The organism is Rhizobium sp. AG207R (genome assembly GCF_027109195.1).
In the GTDB taxonomy this organism is placed as follows: Bacteria; Pseudomonadota; Alphaproteobacteria; order Rhizobiales; family Rhizobiaceae; genus Rhizobium; species Rhizobium dioscoreae.
Genome location: NZ_JAEPVT010000011.1, coordinates 88835 through 104398 on the forward strand (window position 1 = coordinate 88835; position 15564 = coordinate 104398).

Annotated in this window: 15 protein-coding genes and 1 pseudogene; 9 read left to right on the forward strand and 7 right to left on the reverse strand. The window is 60.4% G+C overall.

Annotation, left to right across the window (positions count from 1 at the left end; translation table 11 throughout):
• Positions 1–36 precede the first annotated feature (36 nt).
• Complete coding sequence (locus JJQ51_RS24760; protein ID WP_113353441.1) at positions 37–474, reverse strand: curlin; 438 nt, start codon at positions 472–474, stop codon at positions 37–39.
• A 470-nt stretch (positions 475–944) separates the two neighbouring features.
• On the opposite strand from JJQ51_RS24760, the gene JJQ51_RS24765 reads away from it, so the two are divergent.
• Positions 945–1238 carry a substrate-binding domain-containing protein gene (locus JJQ51_RS24765; RefSeq protein ID WP_113353440.1) on the forward strand — a complete coding sequence of 98 codons (294 nt, stop codon included), beginning with the start codon at positions 945–947 and terminating at the stop codon, positions 1236–1238.
• A 207-nt stretch (positions 1239–1445) separates the two neighbouring features.
• On the opposite strand, the gene JJQ51_RS24770 is transcribed toward JJQ51_RS24765, so the two are convergent.
• Together JJQ51_RS24770 and JJQ51_RS24775 are read right to left on the reverse strand one after the other, a co-directional pair.
• The gene (locus tag JJQ51_RS24770) at positions 1446–2060 is read right to left on the reverse strand and encodes an outer membrane protein (protein WP_183809962.1); all 615 of its coding nucleotides are present in this window, start codon (positions 2058–2060) and stop codon (positions 1446–1448) included.
• Between the two features lie 111 nt (positions 2061–2171).
• Positions 2172–2459, reverse strand: coding sequence for a hypothetical protein (locus tag JJQ51_RS24775; RefSeq protein WP_183809964.1), 288 nt, complete (start codon positions 2457–2459; stop codon positions 2172–2174).
• Positions 2460–2510: 51 nt separating this feature from the next.
• Between JJQ51_RS24775 and JJQ51_RS24780 the strand changes: the two genes are divergently transcribed.
• Positions 2511–3779 (forward strand): D-tagatose-bisphosphate aldolase, class II, non-catalytic subunit, encoded by a 1269-nt coding sequence (locus tag JJQ51_RS24780; RefSeq protein ID WP_183809966.1) that lies wholly within the window; start codon positions 2511–2513, stop codon positions 3777–3779.
• Positions 3780–3873: 94 nt separating this feature from the next.
• Here the strand turns inward: JJQ51_RS24780 and JJQ51_RS24785 are convergent, their stop codons facing one another.
• Both JJQ51_RS24785 and JJQ51_RS24790 read right to left on the reverse strand, forming a co-directional pair.
• Positions 3874–5313 carry a sulfatase family protein gene (locus JJQ51_RS24785; protein WP_246661801.1) on the reverse strand — a complete coding sequence of 480 codons (1440 nt, stop codon included), beginning with the start codon at positions 5311–5313 and terminating at the stop codon, positions 3874–3876.
• A 1-nt stretch (position 5314) separates the two neighbouring features.
• Positions 5315–6355 (reverse strand): LacI family DNA-binding transcriptional regulator, encoded by a 1041-nt coding sequence (locus JJQ51_RS24790; RefSeq protein WP_113353435.1) that lies wholly within the window; start codon positions 6353–6355, stop codon positions 5315–5317.
• A gap of 157 nt (positions 6356–6512) precedes the next feature.
• Here JJQ51_RS24790 and JJQ51_RS24795 point away from each other — a divergent pair, with 157 nt between their 5' ends.
• The 5 genes and pseudogenes from JJQ51_RS24795 (at position 6513) to JJQ51_RS24815 (ending at position 11541) form a co-directional block, all read left to right on the forward strand.
• Positions 6513–7949 (forward strand): sulfatase family protein, encoded by a 1437-nt coding sequence (locus JJQ51_RS24795; protein WP_269245443.1) that lies wholly within the window; start codon positions 6513–6515, stop codon positions 7947–7949.
• Between the two features lie 53 nt (positions 7950–8002).
• Positions 8003–8962, forward strand: coding sequence for a formylglycine-generating enzyme family protein (locus JJQ51_RS24800; RefSeq protein ID WP_145321214.1), 960 nt, complete (start codon positions 8003–8005; stop codon positions 8960–8962).
• A gap of 68 nt (positions 8963–9030) precedes the next feature.
• The gene (locus JJQ51_RS24805; RefSeq protein ID WP_113353587.1) at positions 9031–9765 is read left to right on the forward strand and encodes an ABC transporter permease; all 735 of its coding nucleotides are present in this window, start codon (positions 9031–9033) and stop codon (positions 9763–9765) included.
• Positions 9762–10545, forward strand: a pseudogene (locus tag JJQ51_RS24810) (ABC transporter ATP-binding protein); the annotation flags it as partial. The gene JJQ51_RS24805 and the pseudogene JJQ51_RS24810, both read left to right, overlap by 4 nt.
• 18 nt (positions 10546–10563) lie before the next feature.
• The gene (locus JJQ51_RS24815; RefSeq protein WP_442967347.1) at positions 10564–11541 is read left to right on the forward strand and encodes an aliphatic sulfonate ABC transporter substrate-binding protein; all 978 of its coding nucleotides are present in this window, start codon (positions 10564–10566) and stop codon (positions 11539–11541) included.
• A gap of 327 nt (positions 11542–11868) precedes the next feature.
• Here the strand turns inward: JJQ51_RS24815 and JJQ51_RS24820 are convergent, their stop codons facing one another.
• The gene (locus JJQ51_RS24820; protein ID WP_183809970.1) at positions 11869–12444 is read right to left on the reverse strand and encodes a peroxidase-related enzyme; all 576 of its coding nucleotides are present in this window, start codon (positions 12442–12444) and stop codon (positions 11869–11871) included.
• Positions 12441–12923, reverse strand: a complete 483-nt coding sequence (locus JJQ51_RS24825) for a CMD domain-containing protein (protein WP_183809972.1) — start codon at positions 12921–12923, stop codon at positions 12441–12443. The genes JJQ51_RS24820 and JJQ51_RS24825 overlap by 4 nt, the downstream gene beginning before the upstream one ends.
• A 162-nt stretch (positions 12924–13085) precedes the next feature.
• Between JJQ51_RS24825 and JJQ51_RS24830 the strand changes: the two genes are divergently transcribed.
• Positions 13086–14084 carry a LysR family transcriptional regulator gene (locus tag JJQ51_RS24830; protein WP_269245444.1) on the forward strand — a complete coding sequence of 333 codons (999 nt, stop codon included), beginning with the start codon at positions 13086–13088 and terminating at the stop codon, positions 14082–14084.
• On the forward strand, positions 14081–15556 hold the full coding sequence (locus tag JJQ51_RS24835) for an NAD(P)-binding domain-containing protein (RefSeq protein ID WP_269245445.1): 1476 nt from the start codon (positions 14081–14083) through the stop codon (positions 15554–15556). Before JJQ51_RS24830 ends, JJQ51_RS24835 begins: the two co-directional genes overlap by 4 nt.
• Positions 15557–15564: the final 8 nt, after the last annotated feature.

Genomic DNA, 15564 nt, shown 5'->3' on the forward strand with positions numbered 1-15564 from the left:
GCGTTTGTGACTTCTTTCACGTCATCGCGCGGTCGCTTAAGGGCAGGCCTGGACGAAGGCCGCGACATTGCCGTTGCCGCCCTGGCTGACATTGGCGCTGCAGCCATGGCCGACCTGGACGCCAGCCGCGATGTTGCCATTGCCGTCCTGGGTAAGAATGGTCGTGTGGTTGGAGCCAAACTGGCCGATGCCGGCTATGTTGCGGTCACCGTTCTGATAGGTGGCGCCGTAATTGTCATTGCCTTCCTGACCGATAGCCGAAAGGTTGTGGCGGCCATATTGATGGCCGACGATCCGGTTGTAGGCGCCGTTCTGGTAGGTTCTGATGCGGTTTGCATACCCTTCCTGAGCGCCGCCGGCGGAGTTCGACCAGCCATATTGTTCGATACGCACATCGTTGGCCATGGCGGGGGCCGCGGCGGTGATGCCGACGAGAGCGACGAGTGCGGTTGCAATGAAAGACGTGCGGATCATGACTGTGTCTCCTCAGGCGGATAAGACCGCGGTTGAACGTCTTTCTTTTAGACGCCGCCTTCGGAACAGAAGCTGAAAGCACCATTCAGCCCGGGTTCATTCGCGGAGATCGGTACCAGCCTCTCGCAATTAGCGTTCCGAAGAAATGACATGGTGGCTCATTGGTTTCTAGCGAGCTGGCAACTACCCGCACGATGAAAATGGATATAGGCCGGCGATTGTCTGCTCTGAAGGTCGGAAACATCGCAGGTAAAGAGCTTCTGCTCGTCGCATTAAAAAAACAATGCAACGGCTTGGTGCATGCGAAGCCCCGCGGGCCGCCTCCCTTGGATCAAGATCAATGTGGCTCGGTGCTATGAAAATCTGTGTTCCTTCCCGGTCAACGGCGTGGCGAACAAAGCCTCACCGATCTGGATCGGTCGATCGCCGTCGGTGCGTGCGACAAGTGATATCAGTTCGGGGACATCAAGATGAACGACCGTGTCGGCGCCGAGCCGCTCGATATGGCGCCCGATCTCGATGCCGCCCGCTTGATCAATGCAGCACGGACAAGCGCTATTCGGGTTCCTGAAGATCTTGCGATCATCGGCTACGACAACTCTCCGATGGCCGCCATGCCGCTCGTCGGCCTGACGAGCGTCGATCAAAACCAGATGCTGCTCGGGCGGACGACTGTGGAGGTGCTGCTCGGCAGGATCGATGGCCGGCGCGAGGCCAGACATCCGCTGATCGAACCCCGCGTGGAATTGCGCGGCACCACTTGACGCGCGATCCAGACGAAAAGGTAGTAAGACGCACCCGGTCGTGTCCGCCGCCCCTGCTCGGCATGGGGACAGCCGGATAGCTAACCGCTGTTTGCAAAGGCAGACGGGAAACATGCCGGTGCCAGCAATTGGACCGAGGATTTTTTCCTCCGCCCGATTGCCGGTTTGTCTACTGGCTTTGGCCAGCGCGGCTTGCTGTTCGTTTTTTCAGAACTTGTAGCTCGCGCCAACAAGCACCTTGTTCTGAGTGGCGCCGAACTCCCCGATCGCCGACCCGAAATCCTTGTTTCCAAAATCGGAATAGCGGTATTCGCCGCGAATGATGACATTATCCGTGAAGGCGTGCTCGATGCCGCCGCCGGCCGTCCAGCCGATCAGGATATCGTCTTTTTTCCCAACGCCGGGGACATCAACCTTGCCGCCGGCGGCAGCGAGACCGGCTGTCGCAAAGAGCAGCGTCCGGTCCAGGGCGTAACCGACGCGAGCGCGGCCCGACGCATCCCATTCGAGATCCGCTTCCTTCTTGTCCTTGAAATTGTAGTTGAAGTCGTTTTCGATACCGTAGACGATATTGCCGGATTGGAAATTATATCCGGCATGAACGCCAGCCGTGCCACCGTCGAGATTGCGGTCGGTGCCCAGAACGGTCCCTTTGTTCCAGACATAGCCGCCCTGTCCGCCGAGATAGAAGCCGGACCAGTCATAGGCCGAATAAGCCTGTTCGGCGGCTGGCGCAGAACGCTCATAGGTGAGGTCGGCGGCGAGGGCCGGAACGGCCAGGAACGACGCCAGGGCGCCGACGACGAAAAGCTTGATATGCATAATGGCAGTGCCTCATGTTTTGCACCAGCGGAAAGGCGTTCGCGTGTCGCATCCGCCCGGCTCATAGGGTGACTATGTCGTCCCGCAAGATTGCTGTGTGTGCTTTCATGTTCATTTTTGTTGCGACGGCGAAAAAACACTGGGGAGTGTCAAAAGATGCAAGGTCGGCGGGTTGTCGGATTTGAAAACGGGGCCATCCCGGCGCGTCCCATGCCGCGTGATTTCGCAGGAAACATCCATGCCCATGCGGTCAGCGCTTTTCGGCCGCCCCGAACACAGGTTTGGCCGCGAAGCGAAGAAGTCGATGAAGGTTCGAACCTTCATGCGTTCGGCGGCGGGCTTGATAATTCTTGAGCCCCCGGCGGAAACCTTGATTGCGAAGGCGCCGGGCATGTACATGTGATGGGAACCGCATTGCTATTCCAGAAGCGGATAAGGTTGGAGAGCCGCATGAACCTCTTCCTCAAAAGCCTTGCAGACGCGCGCCGCGCGGGCAAGCCGGTCGGAATTACGTCGGTATGCTCGGCGCACCCGCTCGTGCTTGAAGCGACGATGTCGCTGGCTCGGCGGGAGGGTGGTCCCGTCCTGATAGAGGCTACCTGTAACCAGGTTAATCAGTTTGGCGGCTACACTGGAAAAACGCCGGCGGATTTTGCCGGAGATGTTCTCGCGCTCGCCGCGGCCAACGGGGTAACGACTTCCGACGTCATCCTCGGTGGCGACCATCTCGGACCCAATCCCTGGCGGCGGGAGACCGCCTCCGCGGCAATGGCCAAGGCCGAGGTCATGGTTGCTGAATATGTGAGAGCGGGCTTCACGAAAATTCACCTCGACGCATCCATGGCATGCGCCGATGACCCATCCGCCCTCGACGATGCGATCGTGGCTCAAAGGGCGGCAAGGCTTGCCAAAATTTCCGAGCAGGCTGCGCGGGAAGTCGGCACCAAGCCGCTCTACGTGCTGGGGACGGAAGTCCCGGTGCCGGGAGGCGCGGACCACGCGCTCGATGTTGTCGAACCGACCGAGGCCGAAGCCGCCACCGCCACCATCGAGATCCATCGCGAGATTTTTGCGAGGGAAGGGTTGTCGGAGGCGTTCGACAGATGCATTGCCTTCGTCGTCCAGCCGGGCGTGGAGTTTGGCAATGAGAACGTCGTTGGCTACAGACCTGAGCTCGCTAGGAAACTAACCAGCGTGCTGGATCATGAAGTGGGTCTGGTTTTCGAAGCGCATTCGACAGACTACCAGTCGGAAAGCGCGCTGACCGCACTGGTACGCGATGGATTTCCAATTCTGAAGGTTGGGCCTGGATTGACGTTCGCGCTGCGAGAAGGCCTCTTGGCGCTCGACTTGATCGCAACGGAACTTGACCCGGACTATGACCGCGACCTTGCCGTCACCATGGAGCGCCTCATGCTGAAACATACGGGCGACTGGGCGGGACATTATCATGGCAGCGAAGAGGCTATCCGGCTTCAACTTCGCTACAGTTACAGTGACCGCATCCGTTATTACTGGGGTTATCCGGAGGCTGTTGGCGCCGTTCAAAAGCTGACCGATACACTTCATCGCCGCGAAATTCCGCCGACGCTGGCAAGCCAGTTCCTCGGGCGGATGGCAGACAGGATCGGCGCGAAGGACAGCGTCGACAGGATCGTCAAGACGTTTGTCGGTGGGGTCCTCGAGACCTACGCCCGTGCGTGCCGACAAGCCGGCTGACCGATCGGAAAACGGCTCTCCTGCCGCATATTCCGTTCATCATTGCCACCTAAAGCTCGAAAGGCCTCGCGATCGAGGCTCTTGCCATTCCCGCTTATAGGATCGCCTCCGTCCAGCCTTGTGTCTTCAGGTCGCTGCGGATACGCCATTTCAGGATTTCATCGATCAGGCGGCGTTTGACATCCTGATAGGCGGGGTCGCTCCACAGGTCATTGACTTCATTTGGATCGACAGACAGATCGAAAAGCTGGCCTTCGTCGCTCTCGACGAAGTGGACCAGCTTGAACCGCCTGTCGCGGATCATCGTCATGAATTCCGTGCCGCTCAGGATACGGTCGCCCGCATGTTCGGAGAAGACGAATTCGCGCGGCGTGACGTTCGCACCGGTGAGGTAAGGAGCCAAGGAACGTGCTTCCATCCATTTTGGCGCTTCAAGTCCCGCCAGCTCCAGGATTGTCGGCCCGAAATCGAAGAGCGAAACGAGGTCGCCGACGATCTTGCCACGCTCGACACGGCCCGGCGACCAGACGATTGCCGGCACGCGCACGCTCGGCTCGTACATCGTCCATTTCTGGCTGTGTCCATGATCGTTCAGACAGTCGCCATGATCCGACGTGAAGATGATGATGGTATCCTCAAGAACGCCGCGACGCTCGAGCGCCTCCATGAGCTTGCCGATCTGCGTATCGATCATCGAGACGTTGGCGAAATAATGCTCGCGTTGGCGGCGCAATTGTTCCGGCGTCGGATTTTCAAGATGCACGACCGCATCATGATCGACGCTGATATGTTGTTCTCTAAGCTTCTTGAGTGCCGATGGCTGCCCATCCATTGCCGCATGGTCACGGATCGCTTCTGGCAGATCGCGATCCCTATATTTGTCGAGATAGTCCTGTGTCGGATCGTAGGGCGGGTGCGGACCTGGAATGCCGATCTGCAGGAAGAATGGTTCTTGGCCCCGGTAGCGATCAAGCCACATGGCGGCGAACTCAGGGACGAAATTGTCCGAATGCAGATCTTCAGGCAGATCCCAGACAAAGGCGCCAAGACGTTCGCGATAATCTTCGAGCCGTCGGTATGTGACGCGGCTCGGCTTTTCGATGCCTCGGCTCCAGAAAGCCTTGTCCCAGTTGTCGAGATAAAACGGCAGCCGCTCGGTCGCTCTATCCTTGTTTTCGACAACATGCCTTTCGTGAAAACCGAAGGACTCCTCGAAGGGCGAGGTGTGCATCTTGCCGACATTGACACAGCGATAGCCAGCATCGGCAAGGCGGCGAACCCAGCTATGCGTCCAGCGCTCATCGTTGCGGAAGACGCCGTTGGTGTGCGGATAGAGTCCCGTGAACAGGCTTGCCCGCGAGGGCGCGCAGGACGGTGACGTCACGTACATGTGGCTGAAACACGTGCCGTCCCGAACCAGGCGATCAAGATTCGGCGTGATCATGTAGTCGAAACCGGCCGCCGCGATCGTATCGAAACGCTGCTGGTCGGTCATGACGAAGACGATGTTGGGCCTGTTCCTTGCCTCTGTCACGTCAATCTCCATTCAGGGATTTAAAGGGCGAGCGGGTACTGTCGCGTGCAAGCAGTTCCCAGTCGACCACACTCGTTCGCGGGTCCTCGCCGTTGATCCGCGCGACGATCAATTCGGCCGTGAGTTCGCCGATCCGATGACGGTCGGGCTTGATGGTGCTGAGCGAAGGGGTGACGTAGCTTGCCGCCTCGCTGTCGCCGAAGCCGACGACGCCGATATCGGCGGGCACTTTCCTGCCGCGCTCATGCAGCGCCTTCAGGACACCGAAGGCGACGACGTCGCTGTTGCAGATGATCCCGTCGATCCGTGGATTGCTGTCGAGCAGTTCATGGGCGAGCTCTTCGCCGAGCGCCGGCCGGCCGCCTTCCTGTCGAACAGCATAGACGAGATCCGGCAATCCGGCCGCGGCAATGGCGCGTGCTGAGCCGTGGGCGCGTTTCCTTGCCCGCATGTCGTTTTCGCGCATGCTGCCGAGAAAGGCGAGATGCCGGTAACCGCACGCAATCATGTGGTCGGCCTGCGCCCCGCCGGCCTCCCGATGATCCATGCCGACCGCGGAATCGATGATGTCGCCGCCGACATCCCACATTTCGACGACCGGAACGCCCGAGGACGTCAGCAGCTCAGTGACCTTGGTCGGGTGGTCGACACCGATAATGGCAACCGCGGCTGGGCGCCAACTGAGGATCGAGCGCACGAGCGTTATCTCCTGGTCAGGATCATAGCGCGTATTGGCGAGCATGACCTGAAGATTGTCTTTGAGAAGCGCCGATTGCAGGGCATCGATAATGGAGGCAAATTCAGAATAATAGAGCGATGTCACGACGACGCCGACGATGTCGGATCTCGTCCCCGACAATCCCCCGGCCAGCCGGTTCGGCACATAATTCAGCTCGTCCATGGCCTTGGCGATCTCTCGCCGCAGTTCCGGCCTCACCGTGTTGGGCGCGCGAAGCGCCCGCGAGACCGTATTGATGGAAACCCCGACCCTGACGGCGATCGAAGCCAGTGTTGGTGCGCCGCCCTTTTCTCGCTCCTCCACGTTCGCCCCCATTCTCCTCGCAAAAATTTGCTCAAGTGAGCGTTGCGTTACCGTTAACTTTATGTCATTTCTCGAACGAGGAGACAAGAGCGCAAAATTTTTCCAACGAGACTTTCCGTTGAAGTTTGTGTTCTGGCAGCAGGGAAGGACGTAAAGCGTGGCCGACCGCCCCAATATCATCCTGATCATGACCGACCAGCAGCGATACGACTCCATCGCCGCGCTTGGATTTCCCTATGCGGTTACGCCCAATCTTGATGCGCTTGTCGAAAAGGGGGTGACGCTGACTGATTGTCATATCAACGCCCCCAGCTGCGTTCCCTCACGAGCCAGCCTCTTCACTGGCTACTATCCACATACCACCGGGGTGCTCGCCAACGGTCAGCGCTGGCAGAGGACATGGGTCGAGCAGTTGAGGGATGCCGGCTATCGTTGCGTCAACGTCGGCAAGATGCACACCATTCCCTACAATTCGGACTCCGGTTTCCACGAGCGTTACGTCGTCGAAAACAAGGATCGTTACATGGAGGGGCGCTGGTATTTCGACGAATGGGACAAGGCGCTCGCCGCGAATGGTCTGGTCAAGCAGCAGCGCGAGACCTATCGTCGGCGGGAGGATTATCGCGAGCGTCTTGGCGCCTTTGATTGGGAATTGCCCGAGGAGCTTCATTCCGACGCTTTCGTCGGCAATATGGCGAAGTGGTGGATCGACACATATCCACGGACCGAACCGCTTTTCCTGCAGGTCGGCTTCCCAGGCCCGCATCCGCCGTTCGATCCGCCGGCGCGATATTCCGAGCCTTACCTCAAGCGCAACGATCTGCCGTTGCCCAAGCCGTCGCGCCAGGAGCTCGATTCCTTGCATCAGGAACTGAAGGAGAAGCGACAGCACGACGTCGAGGTCGATCACGATTCGGTTGTCTGGAGCCTTGATCCGTCGCCCGAGCAGATGCAGCGGCTCTGGGCTCACTATCTCGGCAACGTGACGCTGATCGACCAAAAGATCGGTGAGTTGCTGGAAGCCTTGAAGGAGCGCGGCTATCTGAAGGATGCGATCGTCATCTTCACCTCCGACCATGGCGAGTGCCTCGGCGACCACGGCCTGATCCAGAAATGGTCGATGTATGACGTCGTCACACGGGTGCCCACCATCATCTGGTCGACCGCAAATCGATTCGAGGGTGGCAGGGAGCTAAACGGCCTCTGCCAGCTCTTCGATCTCGGTCCGACCATATTGGAATATGCGGGGATCACGCCGCCGAAGAGCTTCGAGGCGCGCAGCCTGAAGTCGGCGCTGGAGACGGGTGAGTGGACGCCTCGTACCCACGTATTCTGCGAGCAGATCGGTGACGTCGCCATGAGCGGCGGCGTGGAATTCATGACCGGCGTGCGTAGCGAGGGATGGAAGTTGGTCCATTTCAAAGGGTCGAGCGACGGACAGTTGTTCGATCTCAAAAACGATCCTGGCGAGGTGCAAAATCTCTGGGACGATCCCGCATGCGAGGCGCGAAAGCGCGAACTTCTCGATGTCATGCGGGACTGGCTCATCGAGTCGAACTACCGCACGCGCGATGTCATGGCGGGTGTGCGATGACAGATTTTCAGGAGGCAACCGCAACCAGATCGTCCCCGCCCGCAAAGGATGGGATGGTATGGATCGAAGGTGGCAGCTTCCTGATGGGATCGGAAGATTTTTATCCCGAGGAAGGGCCCGTTCATCGCGTGCGGGTCGACGGCTTCTTCATGGATGCCACGCCGGTCACAAACCGGGACTTTTCGCGCTTCGTCGCCGATACCGGTTATGTGACGGTCGCGGAGCAGACGCCGGACCCATCGGTTTATCCCGGCGCCGATCCGGCTATCCTGCAGCCGGGATCATTGGTCTTTCGAGCGCCGCGGAGGTCCGGCGATATGCGCTTCTGGGGTGATTGGTGGCACTTTGCGGCGGGTGCATGTTGGCATCGGCCCGATGGCATCTCGTCTCTGACGGAGGCGATGATGGATCATCCGGTGGTGCAGATCTGCCATGCCGACGCGACAGCCTATGCGCGCTGGGCCGGAAAGGCTTTGCCGAGCGAGGCGGAATGGGAGTTCGCCGCCCGCGGCGGCGTGGAAGGGGCGACCTTCGCCTGGGGCGAGGAGCTCGAGCCCGACGGCCGCAGGATGGCGAATATCTGGAACGGCGATTTTCCGATGGCCAATCTCCCCGGCAAGGCTGAGTTCGGCACCACGCCGGTCGGAGCCTTTCCCGCAAATGGCTATGGTCTTTCCGACATGATCGGCAATGTCTGGGAGTGGACGGACGATTACTGGACGGACCGCCATCCAGACGATGCAGCGAAGCCTTGCTGTGTTCCGAAAAATCCGAGAGTCGCCATTGCCGAGCAAAGCTACGACCCGCGTCAGCCGGCGATCCGCATTCCGCGCAAGGTGTTGAAGGGTGGATCGCATCTTTGCGCGCCGACTTATTGCCGCCGCTATCGGCCGGCGGCCCGGCATCCGGAAATGATCGACAGCGCCACGACCCATATCGGCTTCCGTTGTGTCAGCCGTCAGGCTGACAAGTCTCGCGGCGAGCAATGTGCAGTTGGGAGCGAACGCCAATGACCATCGCGACGAACGCGACCATACGCCCTGGCGCTCCGCGGCGCCCGTTGCTGACGACGCCTGCCGCGATGCTGGGTCTGAATGTGGCCGCTGTCGTCATCGGCATCGGCCTTTGGTGGCTGGTGACGGCCGAAGGGCTGGTTGGTCTGCCAACGCCTGCCCAGGTGGCCGCGGCCGCCGCCGCCGAGGCTAAAAATGGCATCCTGCTCGGCGATGCGCTGGCCAGTCTCGGCCGGGTCATGACGGGCTTCTGCCTCGGCCTGATCGTCGCTGTTCCCGTCGGCTTCCTGATGGGGTGGTATCGCATCGCCCGGGGCATCATCGAGCCCTATGTGCAATTCTTCCGCACCATTCCACCGCTGGCGATCATTCCGCTTGCGATCGTGACGATGGGCATCGACGAGACACCGAAGATCTTTGTCATCTTCCTCGCCGCTTTCCTGTCGAGCGTCGTTGCAACCTACCAGGGGGTGATTAGCGTCGACAAGACACTCATCAACGCCGCGCGCGTATTGGGAGCGGACGATTTCACCATTTTCCGCCGCGTGATCATTCCGGCCTCAACGCCTTATATCATGGTCGGCGTGCGCATTGGCCTCGGTTCGTCCTGGGCCACCGTCGTCGCAGCCGAACTTATCGCCGCGCAGTCCGGCCTGGGCTACCGCATGCAGCAGGCCCAGCTCTATTATGATCTGCCCACCATTTTCGTGAGCCTGATCGCCATCGGCGTTCTCGGCCTGCTCATGGATCGGATCGTCATGATGGCCGACCGTATTCTCACAGCATGGCAGGAAAAGCTATGACGCCGAAGATTTCGTTTCAGAACGTTTCGAAAAGCTTCGATCTTGCGGGTCAGGCAGCCTTTACCGCATTGCAAAACCTTGACCTCGATATCGAGGATGGCGAGTTCATCACCGTCGTCGGCCCTTCCGGCTGCGGCAAGTCGACAGCCATGAACATCGCCGCGGGATTGACCCCGCCGTCATCGGGGCAGGTATTGGTCGACAATATGCCTGTGAAAGGGCCGGGGCCGGAACGCGGTGTCATCTTCCAGCAATATGCCCTGTTTCCGTGGCTGACCGTGCGGCAGAATGTTGAGTTCGGGCTTCAAATCTCCGGCCGTCCCAAGGATGAGCGCCGCGGCATCGCCGACCATTTCATCGAGCTCGTCGGCCTAACGGACTTCGCCGATGCATTGCCGAAGATGCTTTCAGGCGGCATGAAGCAGCGCTGCGCCATTGCCCGGGCCTATGCGGTCAATCCGAAGATATTGCTGATGGATGAACCTTTCGGCGCGCTCGATGCCCTGACGCGCGTGCAATTGCAGGACCAGCTTCTTGCCATGTGGAGCAAGGAGCGCCGTACAGTGATGTTCATCACGCATGATGTCGACGAGGCGGTCTATCTGGCAAGCCGGGTTATTGTGATGGCGGCCCGTCCGGGTCGGCTCCACAAGATCATTCCCGTGGACCTTGCCTTTCCCCGGACGGAGGAGATGCGGCTTTCGCCGCGGTTTTCCGAGCTGCGCAACGAGGTCTGGCGGGCCGTCTATCACCCTGCCTCAAACTGAAGATCAGCAATCACAGGAGGACATGATCATGCTGACGAGACGCAGTTTATTGACGACGGCCGCGGCTCTGACGGCCGCCACCGCGATGCCTATGATCGCTAGGTCGGCTCGCGCGGCCTCAAAGCCGATCCGGATCGGCTATCTCTCCGACTTTCCCAATTCGAGCCTGTTCGCGATTGCCAACGATCAGAAGCTTTGGCAGGCCGAAGGGCTGGAGCCGGACCTGAAGGTGTTCACCAATGGTCCCATTCAGATCCAGGCCATGGGTGCGGGGAGCCTCGATTTCGGGACGATCGGGCCGGGCGCGCTGTGGCTTCCGGCCAGCGGCCATGCCAAGGTGCTCGGCGTCAACGATATCGGGTTCAGCGATCGCGTCATCGCCCAGGCGGCATTTACCTCGATCGCCGATCTCAAGGGCAAGAAGGTCGGTGTCCCACAAGGCACATCCGGAGAGATGATCCTGCGCATGGCTCTCGGCAAGGCTGGCCTGACGATCAAGGACGTGCAGGTCGTCCCGATGGATCCGAGCACCATCGTGGCTGCATTCTCCTCCAAGCAGATCGATGCGGCGGGCATCTGGTATCCCTTGATCGATGCGATCAAACCACGTGTCCCCGATATGAAGGAGCTGGCCTCGAACAAGGATTTCTATCCCGATACCTCGTTCATCAACACCTTCGTGGCGCGCAACGAGACGATCCAAAGCGATCCCGATCTTGCCAAGAGCTTCCTGAAGGTCATCAAGAAGGCCATGGACTACAGGGTTGCCAATCTCGATCATTCGATTGAGTTGACGGTCGCCTTTACGCAATCGCCTCCCGATGCGACGGCCAAGGTTGCGAAAAGCCGAAAACTTCTAACGAGCGGCGAGCTGAACAAGTTCACCGAGGACGGCAGTGTCACGAAGTGGTTGGGTGAATTCAACAAGATGTTCGTCGATTTCGGAACCATCAAGGATCCGCTGCCACCGGAAAAATATTTCGACGCGACATTGTTCCTCTCCGCTTGAAAACGGGCCTGAATGGCGGCAAGGCTGTCGTGTGGCGCGGCAGCCGCGATCAAACATATTGGCCTTTCATACCGGAAGAGCGTGCCCATAGTCACCATCGTCCATTCGATCGAGGGGCAATCACATGAGGGCAAGCGCCGAATCTACGATCGTCCGGCAAGCAAACAACGGCTGGGGGCACGTGGCGGCGGCGCTTGGTCTCGTCAAATGATGGGAGGCCTTGCCAGCAACCTCCGCGGCCGCATCGCCAGACGGTGATGACAAGCGGATCACCAGAGCCGCGGATGCGGTCCTGGGGCTCATGGTCCATATTTCGGTCTATCCGACCTAATCGGTCACCGGCTCGCCGAGCGTATGCATCAGGCGGTTCGCCCAGCCGAAAATTGCCGACGAGAAGACGAGATCGATGGATTCCAATTCAGACAAGCCCACATCGGCCAATGCCTGCGCATCTGCTTTCGTGGCTTCGGGCGGCGTTGGCGACAGGCGTGCGGAAAAATCAAAGATCGCCTGCAGGTGCTCGTCGAGTTCCGCATCCAGGCCGTCCGTGAAGATTGCTTCGATCACGTCGGTTCTTTTGGTCTGGCTGATGAAGCGGGAGGCGTGAACCGCGGCGCAGTAGACGCAGTGGTTGACGATGGACGCGGCCGTCGCGCCCAGTTCGCGCTCGCTCGAAGCAAGCCCATCCTTTCCGTACATGATCAGATTGAACAGGGGAGAGCGGACGGTCAGCGATTCCGGATCATGCGCGAGCGTCAGGACATAGGGCGAAATGCCTTTGTTGGACGGCGTCACCTGCATGGCCGCGCGCTGTTCCTCGGTCGCGGTCTCGAGGTCGACCGGAACGACATAAGGCTGCCAGCGCGGAATTTTGGTGGTGAAGGCATGGACGACTTCGCTCATTGTCTTGCTCCGATCAATGCCAATCCCGCGATGACGCGCACCTGGTAGTTCACGAAGGCTGCCAGTTCGGAGAGCCGGACGATGTCGGCATCGGCCACGCCGCTGGCGCGCAATGCCTCTATGTCGGCGCGGGTCGCCTCCCTCGGTGCGACGGTCAGCCGGTCGGCGTGACGAACGATCTCGGCGGCGCGTGGGTCCTCCGCGGTCGTGCCAGGTGAGGAGAGCGGGGCAGTCGCGGTTTCGCCCGCCCGCTCCACGAGAGCATCATAGTGGCGCGCCAGCGCCTCGTTGTGATTTTGCCGGGCCATGCGGGCGGCAAGCGCCGCCCGAAATCCATGGGACAGACCGCCGGGATCGTGTGGCAGCAGCACCGCGTCATGGGCTGCCTCGCTCAGGCGCAGGATCTCAGCGCGCTTTTCCATGGCTTCGGCGAGCGCGGAGCCAGGCTTCACGGAGACTAGGGTTTCGATGAGTGTCAAAACAGGCTCCTCGGGTGCGTCTTTGGGGGCAGCATCTAGGTAGGCGTGACACATCATTATGTCAAACGATAATGATTAAGCGACTTTCATGCGGAATAATTATCTAATTCCGATCGTCAAGTGAGAATTCATATGCTTTACTCGCATTAAGAGGAGTGTTTCATGTCAATTATGCATTCTAACTCTTTCGATATTCGTCAACTTGAAGCCTTCGCGGCGGTGATTTCCGCGGGTAGCGTGACCGGGGCGGCGCGCTTGCTGGGCCGATCGCAACCGGCGGTCACCAGGCTCATCCAGGATCTGGAAGCCGATATCGGCTATGCGCTCCTGCATCGAAGCGGTCCACGGATCACGCCGACCTCGCGAGGCGTGCTGTTTCATTCCGAGGTCGAGCGCCATCTTGCCAGTCTCACACATATCCGTGAGCGCGCGGAGGCGATCGGTCGTGATGAACCACCCACGCTGACGATCGCGGCCACGCCGTCGCTTGCGGCGGGCGTTCTGCCGCGGGCACTCGCGGCCGTTGCCTCGGATCTGATCCCGCGTCATCTGCATGTGCAGGCGCTTGCGGCCGAAAACGTCGTCCAGACAGTGCTCGCCCGCTCGGCGGATTTGGGGATCGCAAGCCTGCCGCTCGAACATCCGGGCCTCGAAATACACTGGATCGCGGAGGCGCCATGTGTCGTCGCCATCGCCGCGAACGATCCGCTCGCCGACCGTGACGTGGTGCGTCTTGCCGATCTCGCCGATCGCCGCATCATCACCCTGGCAAATCCATATCGCTTGCGGCATCGAGTCGATGAGGCACTGGAACGGGCAGGGGTCTCGCCGGACCGGATTATCGACGTCAATGCTTCACTGACGGCGCTGTCGTTGGTTCGGGCAGGACTAGGGGTTGGCATCGTCGAGCCGGCGACCGTCGTCGGCGTGCCGCTTGACGGTGTCGTGATGCGCGTGCTCGATCACACCATCCCCTTTCTCTTCGGTGCGATATCGCCCGCCGCGCTGCCGCTCACATCGACGATCACGGCAGTGATCGAGGCGGCGCGCGCGGTGGCTTTGACGATGCCAGGCTGCCGCCTGTTCGACTCGAGCGGCGCGGAAGCGCTGGCCGATACCATTTACGGGCAAACCGCGAGACCTGAGGGAGCGTCGATATGAGCGACCTTTCCATCTTGCCGGACGGTCTCGATGCTCTTGAGGCGCGGCTGCGGCAGGATCTCGCCTGGCTGGAACTGCCGGCCAAATCCTGGGTGCCGCCGCGCGTGATCGACGGTCAGCCTGTCGTCGATGTCGTCATCATTGGCGCGGGCATGGCCGGGCTCGTCGCCTCCGCGATGCTGAAGAGGCTGGGTGTCGCCAACCATGTCGTGCTCGACAAGGCACCCGCGGGTCGCGAGGGGCCCTGGGTCACCTTCGCCCGAATGCGAACGCTACGCTCTCCCAAGCAGCTCACCGGTCCAGCGATGGGGCTGCCCGCCCTGACGTTTCGCGCCTACTACGAAGCGCGCTTTGGCCGGGAGGCGTGGGTCGCGCTCGACCGCGCGCCGCGTGAGACGTGGATGGAATATCTGATCTGGTACCGTAAGGTGCTCGAGCTTCCCGTCCGCAACGGCGTGACAGTCGATGCGATCCTCCCACGCGAGGACGGCATGCTTGATCTTGTCTGCATCGAGGACGGCCTCAAGGAGACGATCATTGCGCGTCATGCGGTGTTGGCGACCGGCCGCGATGGTCTGGGCGGCCCGTTTGTGCCAGATATCGCAAAAAGCATCGGTGGCAAGTTCTGGGCGCATACCGCTGACGACATCGATTTCGCGATGCTGCGCGGCAAGCGGATAGGCGTAGTTGGTGCCGGCGCCTCGGCGATGGACAATGCAGCGGCCGCTCTCGAAGCCGGTGCGGCGCGCCTCGACATGTTCGTGCGCCGCAGGGAGCTGCCGCGGATCAACAAGTTCACCGGCATCGGCAGCCAGGGCGTCGTGCACGGATTCGCCGGCCTTCCCGATGAGTGGAAGTGGCGCTTCCTCAATTATGCCATGGCCCAGCAGACGCCGCCGCCGCGGCCGAGCGTCTTGCGCGTCAGTTCCTTCCCGCAAGCCCATCTCCATCTTGAGAGCCCTATCAGCAGGCTGGAGCAAGAAGGCGACCACGTCATCGTGACGACGCCGAGGGCCGGCTATCCCGTCGACTTTCTGATCTTTGGAACGGGCTTCAAGATCGACCTGAGCAATCGACCGGAGCTTGCCGCCTTCGGCCCACATATACGCTTGTGGCGCGATCGCTTCCCGGTGCCGGCGGAGATGCCCAACGCCGAGCTCGAGGGATCCCCCGATCTCGGAGAGGCGTTCGAATTCCTCGAAAGAGAGCCGGGCTCGTGCCCGACGCTGGCAAGGATTCACTGCTTCAATTTTCCGGCGACACTCAGTCACGGCAAGCTCACCGGCGACATCCCCGCGATCAGCGAAGGCGCCGACCGCCTGGCGCGTGGCATTGTCCGCGCCCTCTTTGTCGTCGACCGCGAGAAACACTTTGAAAACCTCCAGGCTTTCGACACGCCGGAACTCCTCGGTGACGAGTGGGCGGATGACGATACCAAGGAGCCTTCCGAACTATCTTCCGAAAGGACCTGAGACCCGCA